Here is a 17,873-nt window from a genome sequence, read left to right on the forward strand (position 1 = left end):
TAAAAATTCCTAAGGAACAAAAAATGAATCTCGGTGCATTAGTTTCAGAAACCCGCAATCCACAGACCATGGATCTGGATGCGCTCTCAACGTTGGAGTTGGTTCATCGATTTAATCAACAGGATACGCTGGTAGCGGAAGCAGTAAAAGCAACTCTGCCTCAAGTTGCGTGCGCGGTCGATGCGGCAGCCAACGCGTTAAAAGCCGGTGGACGCATTATTTACATGGGCGCAGGTACCAGCGGACGTCTTGGAGTGCTGGACGCGTCTGAGTGCCCACCGACCTTCGGTGTACCGCATGGTCTGGTGGTTGGGCTGATTGCCGGGGGGCCGGGCGCGCTGCTCAAGGCGGTAGAAGGCGCGGAAGATAACCCGCAGTTAGGCGAGGACGATCTGCGCGCACTCAACCTTACCGCACAGGATCTGGTGGTTGGTCTGGCGGCTTCAGGTCGCACGCCGTATGTGATTGGCGGGCTGAAATATGCGCGTTCGGTGGGTTGTACGACGGCGGCTATTTCCTGCAATCCGGATTCTCCTGTCGCGCATGAAGCGGATATTGCGATCTCCCCGGTGGTGGGGCCGGAGGCGTTGACCGGGTCAACACGGCTGAAATCCGGCACCGCGCAAAAATTGGTGCTCAATATGATCTCCACCGGTGCGATGGTGAAATTTGGCAAGGTGTACCAGAACCTGATGGTGGATATGCAGGCAACCAACGTCAAACTGGTCGATCGAGCGTGCCGTATGGTGGTTGAAGCCACCGGCATTGCGCGTGAACAGGCGCAAGCGCTGTTAAAGCAGACTGATTTTGACGTTAAGCCAGCGATTTTAATGGCGCTCACCGGCCTGGATGCCGCTACCGCCCGCGAAAAGCTTGCCGCTCACCAGGGTTTTTTACGCGCGGCGTTAGAACACTAAGAGGTGTATATGGATAAGACGGCGGTGCTGGCCAGCGACATTCTGCTGGGCGTAGGCGGAGAGCAAAATATTCTGCGCCTGGAAAACTGTATGACCCGCGTCAGGGTGGAAGTTCAGGATGACGGTCAGATTGATATTCCCCGTCTCAGGCAACTGCCCGGTGTTAGCGGTTACGTGAAGCAGGGCGCGCAGCATCAGATAATCGTCGGCCCCGGTAAAGCTGCCAAGGTGGTGGATGCCATGCGCACCCTGATTGCCGGTGGCGGCGAGCGTGCAGATGTGAATAATATCGAGCGCACCAAATCAGAGGCCAAAGCGAAGTACAAAGCGCCAATGAGCGATGCGCTGCGCAAGCTGGCGAACGTCTTTATCCCTCTTATTCCTGCGTTTATCGCCTCCGGTTTGATCACCGGCATTATAAACATCCTTAAGCGACCGGATATCGTGGGGGATTTTGCGACCCATTATCCGAATATGCTGGGGCTGATGGGCATATTTGGCAGCGCCGTGTTTGCCATCATGAATATTCTGGTTGGGGTGAATACCGCCAAAGTCTTCGGCGGCTCTCTGGCGATGGGCGGGGTGATGGCGGGGATCCTCTCCAGTCCGCAGCTGGCGCAGATTACCCTGTTTGGCGAAGCGTTGCAGCCGGGGCGCGGCGGGGTGATCGCAGTGCTGCTGGTGGTTGCGCTGATGTGTTGGATCGAGCGCAAATTCCGCGAGCTGTTGCCGGAATCGCTGGAGCTTATCCTTAACCCGCTGCTGACCACCATCATTACCGGGGCCATCGCGATTGTGGCGCTGCAACCACTTGGAGGCTGGATTTCTGAATCTATCGCTCACGGCGCATCCTGGGCTATCGACCGCGGCGGGTTCCTGGTTGGTGCCATACTTGCGGGAACTTTCCTGCCATTGGTGCTCACCGGACTTCATCAAGGGTTGGTGCCCATCCACGTTGAGCTGGTACAGGCACACGGTTATAACGCGCTCTTTCCTATCCTGGCGATGGCAGGCGTTGGACAAGTAGGGGCTGCGATAGCGGTGTTGATGAAAACCCGCAATGCGCGGCTAAAGAAAGTGATCAAAGGAGCGCTGCCGGTCGGGCTGCTGGGCATTGGCGAGCCGCTTATTTTTGGCGTCACGCTGCCGTTGGGTAAACCGTTTATCGGTGCCTGCCTTGGCGGAGCGGTAGGCGGGGCGCTGATTAGCTACTGGAAGGTGGCGACGGTTATCACCTTTGGCATCTCCGGTTTGCCGCTGGCACTGACGATTGTTGCCGGAAAAGTGATGTTCTATCTGTTAGGCTATCTGGTAGCAGTTATCGCCGGGTTCCTGTTTACCTGGCTATTGGGGTTCAACGATCCAGAGGAATAAGGTTTGACCAATCACCAGCGCCGCGTTGTTTTTTTTGATTTGGATGGCACGTTACATCAGCAGGATATGTTCGGTAGCTTTATACGTTATCTGCTGCGTCGCCAGCCGCTGAACGCGTTGCTTGTGCTGCCTCTGCTACCGGTGATTGCGCTGGCGCTGCTGATACAAGGGCGCGCCGCCCGCTGGCCAATGAGCCTGCTGTTGTGGGGATGCACTTTTGGTCGTAGCGAGGCGCGTCTGAAAGGGCATCAGGCTGACTTTGTGCGCTGGTTTCGCAGTAACGTGACGGCCTTTCCGCTCGTGCAGCAGCGGCTGACAACCTACCTGTTAAGCTCTGACGCCGAAATCTGGCTTATTACTGGTTCCCCGCAGTCGCTGGTCGAGCAGGTGTACTTCGACACGCCGTGGCTACCGCGTGTCAATCTGATCGCCAGTAAAATGGCGCGGGGATTCGGCGGGTGGGTGCTGCCTCTGCGCTGTCTGGGCCATGAGAAAGTGACGCAACTGGAACGCCACATTGGTGCGCCGCTTCAGCTTTACAGTGGCTACAGCGACAGTAATCAGGACAATCCTCTGCTCTCTTTTTGCCAGCATCGCTGGCGCGTCACGCCGCGCGGAGAGCTGCAACAACTCGAATAGAGTAAACGATAGCGTCTGTGTATAATGCGCCCGCTTTGATTACTGGAGTTACCCCCTTTGTCTGAAGTTGAATTTAGCCACGAATACTGGATGCGTCATGCTTTAACGCTGGCTAAGCGCGCCTGGGATGAGCGTGAAGTCCCGGTGGGCGCGGTATTGGTACATAACAACCGCGTGATTGGCGAAGGCTGGAACCGTCCGATTGGTCACCATGATCCGACTGCCCACGCTGAAATTATGGCGCTGCGTCAGGGCGGCCTGGTGCTGCAAAACTACCGTCTGTTGGATACCACGCTGTATGTCACTCTGGAGCCGTGCGTGATGTGCGCAGGCGCGATGGTGCACAGCCGTATCGGCCAGGTCGTTTTTGGCGCGCGCGATGCGAAAACGGGGGCAGCCGGGTCATTAATGGATGTACTGCATCACCCTGGAATGAATCATCGGGTGGAGGTGACCGAAGGGGTGCTACGGGATGAATGCGCCACGTTGCTCAGTGATTTCTTCCGCATGCGTCGTCAGGAAATCAAAGCGCTGAAAAAAAACGCCAATTTGTAAATGCCGGTCTGATTGCCTGATGACGCTGCGCTTATCAGTCCTACGGGGCTACTTGCCCTCTTTTTTCTGCGGTGAAAACAGCAGGGAAGGGGAGTGCGACAGGTAATTTGACGACGTCTGAGACAAAAATGCCGAAAGCGGCAATTCATCTTTACCTATTAGCTCTGCCGGCGTCACCGCCGGGTAATCCTGCGCCAATTGCTGCGTTTCAAGCGCCCGTTTTTCTTTCTCCTGCAGATACCCCACCAGGCTAATCTGGTACTTACGGATATTTTCTACATAAGCGTAGGCTTCGTGGCCTCGCGCATAACCATAGGTCAGCTTGTTGTAATACGGCTTTTGGCTGAGCAGTGGCAGACGCTGTTTTACGTCGGACCAGCTGTTCGGATTGCCTTTGGTTTTCACGGTCAGCGCCCGTGCATCCAGCATGTGCGCATAACCCATGTTGTAGGCTGCGAGCGCAAACCAGATGCGTTCCCCTTCGGGGACGGTATCGGGCACTTTACTCATCATATCCTGCAAATACCGTGCGCCGCCGCTGATGCTTTGTTCGGCATCGGTACGGTCGGTAAGTCCGAGACTTTGAGCGGTATTTTTGGTCAGCATCATCAACCCGCGTACGCCGGTCGGGGAAGTGGCCTGCGCGTCCCAGTGCGACTCCTGATAAGAGATTGCGGCGAGCAGTCGCCAGTCTATCTCCTGCGCATATTTCTCAAACAGCGGCTTAAGGTCCGGCAATACGCTGTCTACGGCGCGTAAAAAGGTGCGGGTATCAACATAGTCAAAATCATCGCCATGTCCGAGATACTTTTCTTCTAGTCGCGCCAGAGAGCCGTCTTCATTCATGGTGTTAAAAAAATCCAACAGGGCGGCAGACAGCGTGTTGTCATCGTCCAGGCGACTAAACCAGGTCACCGGCTGTTCGTCAGATACGTCCAGCGCTACGGCCAGCTCAGGATGTACGCGTTGGTATAAGCTGATGGCGACGGAATCGGCAATGGTGTAATCCAGCTTCCCGGCGATAACATCATCAAGCAGTTCAGTTGTGCCTTTTTTGTCATCCACCTTCCAGCTCAGATCGGGAAATTTATTCTCTTTAAGCAACTGGAGATCGTTAACCACCACGTGTCCCGGGGCGATGGTCAGTTGATTTTCGTTCACGGTGGCAAGAGTACGCGGGCGGTATTGCCCAACCCGATACACCAACTGTTGTGAAACCGAATAGTAGGTTGGGCCGGGCTGGTAATTTTTCACCCGCTCGCTGTTATATACCAGGCCTGCGGCTAACAGATCGGCATGGCCGTTATCCAGGTCGTCAAAGAGCTGGCTGATGTTCTGGCGCACGGTGACTTTTAACTTCACGCCCAGGTAGTTGGCGAACGCCTGAGTCAGTTCATAATCCAGGCCGAATTTCTTGCCGTTGAGGGTCGCGTAAGTTAATGGCGAGTCGAGGGTACTGACGCGCAGTTCTCCCCGCGACTGAATGGCGGCGATACGATTTTCGGCTTTACCGAACCAGGGAATAGATGGCCAGAGGGCCGCTGCCAACAACAGCGTTAATATGCCGATGAACAGATAATTAATCTTTAATTTTTTCAATTAGTTAATTCTCTGAACCGTACGTTGTCTCTGCCTGCTGTGGTGATGATTAAGAAGTGAAGTCGTCATTAATGAGCGGCATTTTGCTTAAACTTGCGTCAGTTGGCAACTTATTCAGAAACCAGACCGCATTTGATGATAAGAGAAGGTCGTGATTTTATTTCGACGCAAACGGTTTCGTCGGCGCGGTAGATTCTTTATAATGACGCCCGTTTCCCCCACTTGGGCACACCGAAAGCTTAGAAGACGAGAGACTTATGATGGAAATTCTGCGTGGTTCACCTGCACTGTCTGCATTCCGTATTAACAAACTGCTGGCACGTTTTCAGGCTGCCAACCTCCAGGTCCACAATATTTACGCCGAGTACGTCCATTTTGCCGATCTGAATGCACCGTTGAATGAGGATGAGCACGCCCAGCTTGTACGCCTGCTGAAATATGGTCCTGCTCTTCACAGCCATGCCCCTGAAGGCAAACTGCTGCTGGTTACGCCTCGCCCTGGCACCATCTCCCCGTGGTCTTCTAAAGCGACTGATATTGCCCACAACTGTGGCCTGCAACAGATTAGCCGTCTGGAACGTGGCATTGCCTGGTATGTAGAAGCCTCTACGCTGACCGCTGAGGAGTGGCAGATGGTTGCCGACGAACTGCACGACCGCATGATGGAAACGGTTTTCTCTGCGCTGAACGATGCCGAAAAACTGTTTGTCCATCACCAGCCTGCGCCGGTCTCCAGTGTTGATCTGCTGGGTGAGGGACGCCAGGCGCTGATCGACGCTAACCTGCGTCTCGGTCTGGCGCTGGCGGAAGACGAAATCGACTATCTGCAGGATGCGTTTACCAAACTGGGACGCAACCCGAACGACATTGAACTGTACATGTTTGCGCAGGCTAACTCCGAGCACTGCCGCCACAAAATTTTTAACGCCGACTGGGTTATCGACGGTAAACAGCAGCCCAAGTCGCTGTTCAAGATGATTAAAAACACTTTCGAAACCACGCCGGACCACGTGCTGTCTGCTTATAAAGACAACGCCGCGGTAATGGAAGGTTCTGAAGTGGGCCGCTACTTTGCCGACCACAAAACCGGCCGCTACGATTTCCATCAGGAGCCAGCCCACATCCTGATGAAGGTTGAAACTCACAACCACCCGACGGCTATCTCTCCGTGGCCGGGCGCGGCTACCGGCTCCGGCGGCGAAATCCGCGACGAGGGTGCAACCGGTCGTGGTGCAAAACCGAAAGCCGGGCTGGTGGGCTTCTCCGTTTCCAACCTGCGTATTCCTGGCTTTGAACAGCCGTGGGAAGAAGACTTTGGTAAGCCGGACCGTATTGTTACCGCGCTCGATATCATGACCGAAGGTCCGTTGGGCGGCGCGGCGTTTAACAACGAATTCGGTCGTCCGGCGCTGACCGGCTACTTCCGCACCTACGAAGAAAAGGTCAACAGCCACAACGGCGAAGAGCTACGCGGTTACCATAAACCGATCATGCTGGCGGGGGGGATCGGTAACATCCGTGCCGATCACGTGCAAAAAGGTGAGATCGTCGTTGGCGCCAAACTGATCGTCCTCGGCGGCCCGGCGATGAACATCGGGCTTGGCGGCGGGGCGGCCTCCTCTATGGCTTCCGGCCAGTCTGATGCCGATCTTGATTTCGCTTCGGTACAGCGCGACAACCCGGAAATGGAACGTCGTTGCCAGGAAGTTATCGACCGCTGCTGGCAGATGGGCGATGCGAACCCGATCCTGTTTATCCATGACGTTGGCGCGGGCGGTCTGTCTAACGCCATGCCGGAGTTGGTAAGCGATGGCGGTCGCGGCGGTAAATTCCAGCTGCGCGATATCCTTAGCGACGAGCCGGGTATGAGCCCGCTGGAAATCTGGTGTAACGAATCCCAGGAGCGCTATGTGCTGGCGGTTGCCGCTGACCAGCTACCGCTGTTTGACGAACTGTGTAAGCGCGAGCGCGCGCCGTATGCGGTGATCGGTGAGGCCACCGAAGAACAGCATCTCACACTAAGCGACAGCCACTTCGATAACCAGCCGATCGACATGCCGCTTGATGTGCTGCTGGGTAAAACCCCGAAAATGACCCGCGATGTGCAGACGCTGAAAGCCAAAGGCGACGCCCTGAATCGTGGCGAAATCTCGATTGCAGATGCGGTTAACCGCGTGCTGCATCTGCCGACTGTCGCTGAGAAAACGTTCCTCGTGACGATCGGCGACCGTACCGTTACCGGCATGGTGGCGCGTGACCAGATGGTTGGTCCGTGGCAGATCCCGGTAGCCAACTGCGCGGTCACCACCGCAAGCCTGGATAGCTACTACGGTGAAGCGATGTCTATCGGTGAGCGTGCGCCAGTTGCGCTACTGGATTTCTCGGCTTCTGCGCGTCTGGCGGTAGGTGAAGCGCTGACTAACATTGCGGCAACGCAGATTGGCGATATCAAACGCATTAAACTGTCGGCTAACTGGATGGCGGCTGCGGGTCACCCGGGTGAAGATGCCGGGCTGTACGAAGCGGTAAAAGCCGTTGGGGAAGAATTATGTCCGGCGCTTGGCCTGACTATTCCGGTGGGCAAAGACTCTATGTCGATGAAAACCCGCTGGCAGGAAGGTAATGAGCAGCGTGAAATGACTTCGCCGCTGTCGCTGGTGATCACCGCCTTTGCCCGGGTGGAAGACGTGCGCCACACGATAACCCCACAGCTCTCTACTGAAGACAACGCCCTGCTGCTGGTTGACCTCGGTCTTGGTCACAACGCGCTGGGCGCGACGGCGCTGGCACAGGTTTATCGTCAACTGGGCGATAAGCCTGCCGACGTGCGTAACGTTGAGCAACTGAAAGGCTTCTACGACGCCATTCAGGCGCTGGTCGCGCAGCGTAAGCTGCTGGCCTACCATGACCGTTCCGACGGCGGACTGCTGGTTACGCTGGCGGAAATGGCCTTCACCGGTCACTGCGGTATTGACGCTGATATCCACTCTCTGGGTGACGATCGTCTGGCGGCGCTGTTTAATGAAGAGCTGGGCGCAGTGATCCAGGTTCGCGCTGCTGACCGTGAAGCGGTTGAGGTGTTGCTGGCACAACATGGCCTGGCAGATTGCGTGCACTATCTCGGCCAGGCGGTAACGGGTGACCGTTTCACCCTGAGCGCCAACGGTCAGCCGGTGTTCAGCGAAAGCCGCACCACGCTGCGCATGTGGTGGGCGGAAACCACCTGGCAGATGCAGCGTCTGCGCGACAACCCGGAGTGTGCCGATCAGGAACACGACGCGAAAACCAACGATGCCGATCCTGGCCTCAACGTTAAACTGTCGTTTGATATCAACGAAGATGTTGCCGCCCCGTACATCGCTACCGGCGCGCGTCCCAAAGTGGCCGTGCTGCGCGAGCAGGGCGTGAACTCCCACGTCGAAATGGCGGCTGCCTTCCACCGTGCGGGCTTTGACGCCATCGATGTGCATATGAGCGACCTGCTGGGCGGACGCATCGGTCTGGGTAACTTCCAGGCGCTGGTAGCCTGTGGCGGTTTCTCTTACGGCGATGTGCTCGGCGCAGGGGAAGGCTGGGCGAAGTCGATTCTGTTCAACAACCGCGTCCGCGATGAGTTCGAAACCTTCTTCCATCGCCCGCAAACGCTGGCGCTCGGGGTGTGTAACGGTTGCCAGATGATGTCTAACCTGCGTGAACTGATCCCGGGAAGCGAGCTGTGGCCGCGCTTTGTGCGTAACCACTCCGATCGTTTTGAAGCCCGCTTCAGCCTGGTCGAAGTGACGCAAAGCCCGTCTTTACTGCTTGCTGATATGGTTGGTTCGATGATGCCGATTGCCGTTTCTCACGGTGAAGGCCGTGTGGAAGTGCGTGACGGCGCGCATCTGGCCGCGCTGGAGAGTAAGGGGCTGGTGGCGCTGCGCTACGTTGATAACTTCGGTAAGGTGACCGAGACCTACCCGGCTAACCCGAACGGTTCGCCGAACGGAATTACTGCCGTTACTACTGAAAATGGTCGCGTCACCATTATGATGCCGCACCCGGAACGCGTATTCCGTACCGTGAGCAACTCCTGGCACCCGGAAAACTGGGGCGAGGACAGCCCGTGGATGCGTATCTTCCGCAACGCGCGTAAACAGCTCGGGTAATCAGCTCGATAACCTTTAAGCCCCTCTGTGTAAGGGGCTTTTTTTTGTCTGTCATTTTGTATGCCGCTATCCGACAATGCGTTTAAGTGTCGGGAAATCCCGACATAGGTGGGGTTACGTTGTCGTCAAAAAGAGACACTTAATTATATGATTTACAATGAATTTGTTTTTAAGTGCTGCAAGTGTTGCTGATTGGAGACGGTAAGGGTGAAAAATAGCCAAAATCATTTTTCATATAAATAAGAACATTTTCTATATTTATCATTGTGTTAATAAAGTGTTTTGAATATTGGCACAGATGCTGCATAATATAACCCAGTGGCTCATTCACCTTCTTATGTCAGCCCCTTCGGGACGTGCTACATAAACTTCGAATGACGCACAACAAGGTGCCTGCCGTCCAACATCTGATATTAGCATCGCTCATATCAACCTTCGGGCGAAACGTCGAGTTAGGCACCGCCTTATTCCACAACAAAGCCGGGTTAATCCCGGCTTTGTTGTATCTGACGTTCCCCTCAGTTAGCATCAACCTAATTCCTGTCCATTGAGAGTAACGCCTTGAAGCGCTGGTCTGTTTTCCCCCGATCTTTACGTCAATTGGTTACGTTGGCATTTTTGCTTATCCTGCTGCCGTTGTTAGTTTTGGCCTGGCAGGCGTGGCAAAGTCTGAATGCCCTGAGCGCGCAGGCGGCGCTGACGAACCAAACCACGCTGATTGACGCCAGACGCAGTGAAGCGATGACCAATGCCGCGCTGGAGATGGAGCGTAGCTACCGGCAATACTGTGTGCTTGATGACCCAACGCTGGCTAAGGTTTACCAGAGCCAACGTAAACGCTATAGCGACATGCTGGATGCGCATGCGGGTGTGTTGCCGGATACTAAGCTTTATCAGGCACTGCGTCAGGACCTCAACGATCTCGCGCAGTTGCAGTGCACCAACAGCGGTCCTGATAGCGTGGCGGCGGCGCGGCTGGACGCTTTCGCCAGTGCCAATACTGAAATGGTACAAGCGACGCGCACGGTCGTCTTTTCTCGTGGGCAGCAGCTACAGCAGGAAATAGCCGAACGTGGGCAGTTCTTTGGCTGGCAGGCGCTGGTGCTGTTTCTTGTCAGCCTTGCGATGGTGTTGCTGTTTACCCGCATGATAATCGGTCCGGTGAAGGGCATAGAAAAAATGATCAATCGTCTGGGGGAAGGGCGCTCGCTGGGCGATAGCGTATTATTTACGGGACCCCGGGAGCTGCGGTCCGTGGGGCAGCGCATTATCTGGCTGAGCGAACGTCTCTCCTGGCTGGAGTCACAACGACATCAGTTTTTACGCCACCTGTCCCATGAGCTAAAAACGCCTCTGGCGAGCATGCGCGAAGGTACCGAGCTGTTAGCCGATCAGGTCGTTGGGCCGTTAACGCCAGAGCAAAAAGAGGTGGTCGGTATTCTCGATGACAGTAGCCGCAACCTGCAAAAACTGATTGAGCAACTGCTCGATTACAACCGCAAGCTGGCGGATGACGAGGTTGAGCTTGAACGTGTGGAAATCGCGCCGCTAGTGGAAAGCGTTGTTTCTGCACATAGCCTGCCCGCTCGCGCCAAAATGATACATACTGATGTTGCGCTTGCGGTGAACGCCTGCCTGGCAGAACCGATGCTATTGATGAGCGTGCTGGACAATCTTTATTCCAATGCGGTGCACTATGGCGCTGAATCCGGTAACATTTGGATCCGCAGCAGTTTGCATGGCTCAATGGTATACATTGATGTAATGAATACCGGCACACCGATTCCAGAAGCAGAACAGACCATGATCTTCGAGCCTTTTTTCCAGGGTAGCCATCAGCGAAAAGGGGCGGTAAAAGGAAGCGGGTTGGGGCTGAGCATTGCCAGAGATTGCATCCGCCGTATGCGGGGCAAACTGTATCTGGTTGATGAGCATGCGCAAAACGTTTGTTTTCGCATAGAACTGCCGCTATCTGCAGCGAAAAATCACTAAAATAAACCTAAGTCTGGTGAGTATGCCATACGTTGTTGTCCGAATGCTTAAACGACATTTTTTCCGTCGCGTCATCCTCGCAAGCCTGCCGTGTCTGGCGCTGGTAGGCTGCGTCCCGAACGCGGTGAATCATATTATCGGCGACCCCTCGCAGGAGAAAATTCCGCCTCATCAACTGGCGGACTACCTTGCAACCGACTGTAGCGATATCTGGTCGCTGTCTGGTCAGCCCACAGAGACCAATCCGCTGTACTGGCTGCGGGCGATGGATTGCGCCAATCGCCTGATGCCGGTACAGGCGCGTAGTGAAGCCAGCACGATGATGCCTGATACCTGGCAGGGGGCTTTCAGGCGCGGGATCCTGCTTGATAACGCCAACATTACGCCGCCTGAAAGGCGGGAGACGGTTACGCGCCTCGACGCATTAAGCCCGCAAATTCCGCCACAGGTACGCCCGCTGTATCAGGTCTGGCGCAGCAGTCAGACGTTGCAGCTGCAGCTGGCCGAAGAGCGTATGCGCTACAGCAAGCTTCAGCAGGCGTCAGACAGCGATCTTGATACGTTACGTCAGCAGCAGCAACATTTGCAGTCTCAGCTCGATCTCACGACCCGCAAGCTGGAGAATCTAACCGATATTGAACGCCAGCTTTCCACGCGCAAACCTGCCGGTAGTTACAACCCTGATGCGCCGCACGGGAACGAAAAAGTCACCCTACCTGATAACGAGGAAGGCGCAGCGCCGTCTGCCGATGAGGTCACGCCATGATAAGCCGTAAGCCCGCGCATCTGCTGCTGGTGGATGACGATCCCGGCCTGTTGAAATTACTTGGAATGCGCCTGACCAGCGAAGGCTACAGCGTCGTAACCGCAGAAAGCGGGCAGGAAGGGTTACGGGTACTGAACCGTGAAAAAGTGGATCTGGTTATTAGCGATCTGCGCATGGATGAAATGGACGGCATGCAGCTGTTTACTGAAATCCAGAAAGTGCAGCCGGGAATGCCGGTTATTATTCTCACCGCTCACGGTTCCATCCCCGACGCCGTTGCGGCGACTCAGCAAGGGGTGTTCAGCTTTCTCACTAAGCCGGTGGATAAAGACGCGTTATACCATGCGATCGACGGGGCGTTGGAACAGTCTGCGCCTGCCGCTGATGACAGCTGGCGTGAGTCCATCGTCACCCGCAGCCCACTGATGCTGCGTCTGCTGGAACAGGCGCGCATGGTGGCGCAATCGGACGTAAGCGTATTGATCAACGGCCAAAGCGGAACCGGGAAAGAAGTTTTTGCCCAGGCCATTCATAACGCCAGCCCGCGCAGCCACAAGCCTTTTATTGCCATTAACTGTGGCGCATTGCCGGAACAACTGCTGGAGTCTGAACTGTTTGGTCATGCGCGCGGCGCCTTTACCGGCGCGGTGAGCAATCGTGAAGGGCTGTTTCAGGCCGCGGAAGGCGGGACGCTGTTTCTCGATGAGATTGGCGATATGCCCGCGCCGTTGCAGGTTAAATTGCTACGTGTATTGCAGGAGCGAAAAGTCAGGCCGCTGGGCAGTAACCGCGATATCGATATTGATGTGCGGATCGTTTCTGCGACCCACCGTGATTTACCCAAAGCGATGGCTCGGGGGGAATTTCGCGAAGATTTGTACTATCGCCTCAACGTGGTGAGCCTGAAGATCCCAGCGCTGGCCGAGCGTACGGAAGATATTCCGCTGCTGGCAAACCATCTGCTGCGCCAGTCTGCTGAACGACACAAACCGTTCGTGCGCGCCTTTTCTACCGATGCCATGAAACGACTAATGACCGCCAGTTGGCCTGGTAACGTGCGTCAGTTGGTTAACGTGATTGAGCAGTGCGTGGCGTTGACCTCTTCGCCGGTGATCAGCGACGCGCTGGTGGAGCAGGCGCTGGAAGGGGAGAACACCGCGCTGCCGACCTTTGTTGCAGCGCGTAACCAGTTTGAACTCAACTACTTGCGTAAGCTGTTGCAAATCACCAAGGGCAATGTGACCCATGCGGCGCGAATGGCGGGGCGCAACCGCACCGAATTCTACAAGTTGCTCTCTCGCCATGAGCTGGATGCAAACGATTTCAAAGAATAAATCTGCGGATTATGTTAGTTTTATTCGATCAAAAGACAGGCGACCTTTTCAAGGAATAGCATGAAAAAGATTGATGCGATTATTAAACCCTTCAAGCTGGACGACGTCCGCGAAGCGCTGGCTGAAGTCGGCATTACCGGTATGACTGTAACAGAAGTGAAAGGGTTTGGCCGTCAGAAAGGCCATACTGAGCTGTACCGTGGTGCGGAATATATGGTGGATTTTCTGCCGAAGGTAAAAATTGAAATTGTGGTCACCGACGACATCGTCGATACCTGCGTCGACACCATTATTCGTACTGCCCAGACCGGTAAAATCGGTGACGGTAAGATTTTTGTCTTCGACGTGGCACGCGTGATTCGTATTCGCACCGGTGAAGAAGACGACGCGGCAATCTAAGCCGCGCCGTGCTTGCCGGATGGCGGTGTAAACACCTTATCAGGCCTACAATATCCCGTAGGCCTGATAAGCGCAGCGCCATCAGGCATGAGTAATTACAAGACTTTATGCGGGCCGAAGCATTCGTAATGAATGTTCTCGTTTTTCACGCCCAGGCCGATCAGCTGCTTCGCGGCAAACTGCATAAAGCCAACCGGACCGCACAGATAAAACTGCATCGCCGGATCGCTGATTGCGCCTTCCAGTTTGTTCAAATCCATCAGACCAACGCTATCAAACGCACCTTTTGCGCGATCGGCTTCGGTTGGCTCACGATACCAGGTGTGTGCGCTAAAGCGTGGCAGCGTTTTGCCCAGTTCATTCACTTCATCGGCAAAGGCATGTACATCGCCATTTTCTGCCGCGTGGAACCAGTTAACCTGCGCCGTATGATTCGCTTTTGCCAGCGTATCCAGCATCGCCAGCATCGGGGTTTGACCCACGCCTGCTGAAATCAGAGACACTGGGGTATCGGTCGCAACGTCCATAAAGAAATCGCCCGCAGGTGCAGCTAAGTGAACGACGTCGCCCACATTCGCATGGTTGTGCAGCCAGGTGGAAACCTGACCACCGTCTTCACGCTTCACAGCAATACGGTAGCCTTTGCCATCGGGTTTACGGGTCAGTGAGTACTGACGAATTTCCTGATGCGGGAAACCTTCCGGCTTCAGCCAGACACCCAGGTATTGCCCCGGATGATATTCAGCCACTGCGCCACCGTCGACAGGTTCGAATTCAAAGCTGGTGATAAGCGCACTGCGTGGGGTTTTTGCCACGATGCGGAAAGGACGGGTACCTTCCCAGCCGCCATTTTTATTGGCATTTTCACTGTAGATCTGCGCTTCACGGTTGATGAAAACGTTCGCCAGCACGCCGTATGCTTTGCCCCATGCATCCAGAACTTCCTGGCCTGGGCTGAACATTTCGTCCAGCGTTGCCAGCAAATGGCCACCTACGATGTTGTACTGCTCCGGTTTAATCTGGAAGCTGGTATGCTTCTGCGCGATTTTCTCAACGGCAGGCAACAGCGCCGCCAGGTTCTCGATATTGCTGGCATACGCGGCAATAGCGTTAAACAGCGCTTCACGCTGATCGCCATTACGCTGGTTACTCATGTTGAAGATTTCTTTCAGCTCTGGGTTATGCGTAAACATGCGATCGTAGAAATGGGCGGTCAGCTTCGGGCCTGTTTCAACCAGCAGGGGAATGGTGGCTTTCACTGTAGCGATGGTTTGTGCGTCAAGCATACGGTCTTCCTTTATCTGAAATTTTAATGATGTATGTCAAATGCATCTTATAAAAAATACCCCTGCATTGTAAATGGTTCTTTGTCACTTTGCGTTGTAAAGGTTACATCGTGAAAAATCTGCATCACAAACCTGAAAAGAAATCCGTTGAAATTCAGCAGACCTTTGTTCTCCAAAGCCTTGCGTGCCGTGAAGGTAATCGTTTGCGTAAAATCCTTTGTCAAGACCTGTTATCGAAGAATGATTCGGTTATACTGTTCGCCGTCGTCCAACGGGACTGCCTTTTTAGGCCGAAATTCTATTGTTAGCTGAGTCAGGAGATGCGGATGTTAAAGCGTGAAATGAACATTGCCGATTATGATGCCGAACTGTGGCAGGCTATGGAGCAGGAAAAAGTACGTCAGGAAGAGCACATCGAACTGATCGCCTCCGAAAACTACACCAGCCCGCGTGTTATGCAGGCGCAGGGTTCTCAGCTGACCAACAAATACGCTGAAGGTTATCCGGGCAAGCGCTACTACGGCGGTTGCGAGTACGTTGATATCGTTGAGCAATTGGCTATCGATCGTGCAAAAGAGCTGTTTGGCGCTGACTACGCTAACGTACAGCCGCACTCCGGCTCCCAGGCTAACTTCGCTGTTTACACCGCTCTGCTGCAACCGGGTGATACCGTTCTGGGTATGAACCTGGCGCAAGGCGGCCACCTGACTCACGGTTCCCCGGTTAACTTCTCTGGCAAGCTGTACAACATCATCCCTTACGGTATTGATGAGTCCGGTAAAATTGACTACGAAGATATGGCTAAGCAGGCCAAAGAGCACAAGCCGAAGATGATCATCGGCGGCTTCTCTGCTTACTCCGGCGTTGTTGACTGGGCAAAAATGCGTGAAATCGCCGACAGCATTGGCGCATACCTGTTCGTTGACATGGCGCACGTTGCGGGCCTTATCGCCGCAGGCGTTTACCCGAACCCGGTTCCACACGCACACGTAGTGACCACCACCACCCACAAAACCCTGGCGGGTCCGCGCGGCGGCCTGATCCTGGCGAAAGGCGGTGACGAAGAGCTGTACAAAAAGCTGAACTCCGCGGTGTTCCCAAGCGCGCAGGGCGGCCCGCTGATGCACGTGATCGCGGCGAAAGCCGTGGCGCTGAAAGAAGCGATGGAGCCTGAGTTTAAGGTTTACCAGCAGCAGGTTGCCAAAAACGCCAAAGCGATGGTGGAAGTGTTCCTGAACCGTGGCTACAAAGTGGTTTCTGGCGGTACTGAAAACCATCTGTTCCTGCTGGATCTGGTTGATAAAAACCTGACCGGTAAAGAAGCTGACGCCGCACTGGGCCGCGCTAACATCACTGTTAACAAAAACAGCGTGCCGAACGATCCGAAGAGCCCGTTTGTGACTTCCGGTATCCGTATCGGTTCTCCGGCTGTAACTCGCCGTGGCTTTAAAGAAGCGGAAGTGAAAGAGCTGGCTGGCTGGATGTGTGACGTTCTGGACAACATCAATGACGAAGCCGTTATCGAGCGCGTCAAAGGTAAAGTTCTGGATATCTGCGCACGCTTCCCGGTTTACGCGTAATTCTGCTTAACGCAAAACGAAAGGCCGCTGATGCGGCCTTTTTTAATGCCTGATAGCGCTGCGCTTATCAGGCTGCTATCACAACGACTTCAGCGCTACGCCTTCATCGCACAGCGCTTCCTCGCTTACTACTCGTCCTGAATGAATTAACTTACGCAGTGCGCGCACTTCGCGTCCGTTGTTGAGCGCTACTGCGCCAATTAGCTTCCCATCACGCAGGTGGAACCAGATAGCCTTGCCGTCATCCGGATTGCCACGACATAGCCATGTTTGCCCTTGCATATCGCCAACAAATTGCAGATTGTCATTAAATTGGTCAGTCCAGAACCAGCCTGGCGTCTTCTCCGGCAACGGCAGGTTGAGCATTGCGGCAGCGGCAATCTGTGCCTGGTTATTGGCATTTTCCCAACTTTCTACCCGTTCTAACGAACCGTCGGGCTGGCGCGTTATCGCCACATCACCGGCGGCAAAAATCGCGGGATCGGAGGTGATGCAGGCGGAGTCAACGATAATACCGTTAGCCGTCTCCAGCCCCGCTTCGCGAGCCAGCGCATCATTCGCCACGATGCCGATGCCATAAACCAGCGCATCGGCCTGTAGCGTCTCGCCGTTTTGCAGGGTAAGCGAGAGAAACTCTCCCGCTTCAGCGTGCTCAATGGCGCTGTTGAGCAGCACCCGCACCCCTGCCTGTCGGTGGCGGTTTAGCAGATAGTCGCGCACCGGAGCAGGGGCGTTGCGACCCATTACCGTTGAGGCCAGCTCCACTAACGTCACCCGACAGCCGCGTTGGATCGCGCTGGCCGCTAATTCCAGGCCAATGGTGCCCGCACCGACAATCACAATCGACTTGCCCGGCAGCAAGGCACCGCGCAGACGCTCGGCATCTGTGGCGTGACGCAGGGTAAAGCAACGTTCGCCCAGTTTATCCAGTAGCGGCAGCGGTCTGGCGGCGGCCCCGGTCGCCAACAGCAACTGCGACCAGCGGTAGGACTGACCATCGGCGAGCATCAGCGTGCGCGAGGTGCGGTCAATCTGACGCAGCGTGACGCCAAGATGCAGCTGTACGTTGTTCTCCCGCCACCAGTCAGCGTTCAGGATCGGCTGTCGCTGTGGATTTTCGTCCAGCAGCATCGCTTTGGAGAGCGGAGGGCGTTCATAAGGCAGATACGGCTCATCGGAAAACAGATGCAATTCGCCGTTAAATCCTTGCTGACGCAGTGCGACGGCGGCCATTGCCGCAGCCTGACCACCGCCGACGATAGCGATAATTTTATGGCTCATAACGCC

At 55.1% G+C, this 17,873-nt stretch carries 13 protein-coding genes and 1 pseudogene; 10 read left to right on the plus strand and 4 right to left on the minus strand.

Features of this window, described 5'->3' with window-relative positions; all coding sequences use genetic code 11:
* Positions 1 to 23 precede the first annotated feature (23 nt).
* The 4 genes from murQ to tadA are packed head-to-tail and all read left to right on the plus strand — an operon-like array spanning position 24 to position 3,485.
* Positions 24 to 917 carry an N-acetylmuramic acid 6-phosphate etherase gene (gene murQ, locus HV345_RS06710; protein ID WP_019077406.1) on the plus strand — a complete coding sequence of 298 codons (894 nt, stop codon included), beginning with the start codon at positions 24 to 26 and terminating at the stop codon, positions 915 to 917.
* Between the two features lie 9 nt (positions 918 to 926).
* On the plus strand, positions 927 to 2,291 hold the full coding sequence (locus HV345_RS06715; protein ID WP_181636409.1) for a PTS transporter subunit EIIC: 1,365 nt from the start codon (positions 927 to 929) through the stop codon (positions 2,289 to 2,291).
* A gap of 3 nt (positions 2,292 to 2,294) precedes the next feature.
* A complete protein-coding gene (yfhb, locus tag HV345_RS06720; RefSeq protein WP_016157167.1) occupies positions 2,295 to 2,930 on the plus strand; it encodes a phosphatidylglycerophosphatase C in 636 nt (211 codons plus the stop codon).
* 57 nt (positions 2,931 to 2,987) lie between these two features.
* The gene (gene tadA / locus HV345_RS06725) at positions 2,988 to 3,485 is read left to right on the plus strand and encodes a tRNA adenosine(34) deaminase TadA (RefSeq protein ID WP_019077403.1); all 498 of its coding nucleotides are present in this window, start codon (positions 2,988 to 2,990) and stop codon (positions 3,483 to 3,485) included.
* Between the two features lie 48 nt (positions 3,486 to 3,533).
* On the opposite strand, the gene mltF is transcribed toward tadA, so the two are convergent.
* Complete coding sequence (gene mltF / locus HV345_RS06730) at positions 3,534 to 5,084, minus strand: membrane-bound lytic murein transglycosylase MltF (protein WP_016154040.1); 1,551 nt, start codon at positions 5,082 to 5,084, stop codon at positions 3,534 to 3,536.
* 257 nt (positions 5,085 to 5,341) lie between these two features.
* Here mltF and purL point away from each other — a divergent pair, with 257 nt between their 5' ends.
* The 5 genes from purL (at position 5,342) to glnB (ending at position 13,720) form a co-directional block, all read left to right on the plus strand.
* Positions 5,342 to 9,229, plus strand: a complete 3,888-nt coding sequence (gene purL / locus HV345_RS06735; protein ID WP_181636410.1) for a phosphoribosylformylglycinamidine synthase — start codon at positions 5,342 to 5,344, stop codon at positions 9,227 to 9,229.
* Positions 9,230 to 9,790: 561 nt separating this feature from the next.
* Complete coding sequence (qseE, locus tag HV345_RS06740; RefSeq protein WP_049282310.1) at positions 9,791 to 11,221, plus strand: two component system sensor histidine kinase QseE/GlrK; 1,431 nt, start codon at positions 9,791 to 9,793, stop codon at positions 11,219 to 11,221.
* A gap of 22 nt (positions 11,222 to 11,243) precedes the next feature.
* Entirely contained in the window at positions 11,244 to 11,987 is a 744-nt protein-coding gene (gene qseG, locus HV345_RS06745; RefSeq protein ID WP_046275233.1) for a two-component system QseEF-associated lipoprotein QseG, read from the plus strand.
* Complete coding sequence (glrR, locus tag HV345_RS06750) at positions 11,987 to 13,321, plus strand: two-component system response regulator GlrR (protein ID WP_304518604.1); 1,335 nt, start codon at positions 11,987 to 11,989, stop codon at positions 13,319 to 13,321. Before qseG ends, glrR begins: the two co-directional genes overlap by 1 nt.
* 60 nt (positions 13,322 to 13,381) lie before the next feature.
* Positions 13,382 to 13,720 (plus strand): nitrogen regulatory protein P-II, encoded by a 339-nt coding sequence (gene glnB / locus HV345_RS06755; RefSeq protein WP_002914032.1) that lies wholly within the window; start codon positions 13,382 to 13,384, stop codon positions 13,718 to 13,720.
* On the opposite strand, the pseudogene HV345_RS26665 reads toward glnB, so the two are convergent.
* Positions 13,717 to 13,812 (minus strand): annotated as a pseudogene (locus tag HV345_RS26665) (hypothetical protein); the annotation flags it as partial. The gene glnB and the pseudogene HV345_RS26665 overlap by 4 nt on opposite strands.
* Positions 13,813 to 13,815: 3 nt before the next feature.
* A complete protein-coding gene (gene hmpA / locus HV345_RS06760) occupies positions 13,816 to 15,006 on the minus strand; it encodes an NO-inducible flavohemoprotein (protein WP_049041525.1) in 1,191 nt (396 codons plus the stop codon).
* Positions 15,007 to 15,332: 326 nt separating this feature from the next.
* Between hmpA and glyA the strand changes: the two genes are divergently transcribed.
* Positions 15,333 to 16,586 (plus strand): serine hydroxymethyltransferase, encoded by a 1,254-nt coding sequence (gene glyA, locus HV345_RS06765; protein WP_003835277.1) that lies wholly within the window; start codon positions 15,333 to 15,335, stop codon positions 16,584 to 16,586.
* A 78-nt stretch (positions 16,587 to 16,664) separates the two neighbouring features.
* Here glyA and hcaD read toward each other — a convergent pair whose 3' ends face one another.
* Positions 16,665 to 17,867, minus strand: coding sequence for a phenylpropionate dioxygenase ferredoxin reductase subunit (hcaD, locus tag HV345_RS06770; protein WP_181636412.1), 1,203 nt, complete (start codon positions 17,865 to 17,867; stop codon positions 16,665 to 16,667).
* Positions 17,868 to 17,873: the final 6 nt, after the last annotated feature.

The sequence above is a fragment of the Citrobacter sp. RHBSTW-00986 genome, assembly GCF_013783065.1.
GTDB classification, from domain to species: Bacteria; Pseudomonadota; Gammaproteobacteria; order Enterobacterales; family Enterobacteriaceae; genus Citrobacter; species Citrobacter braakii.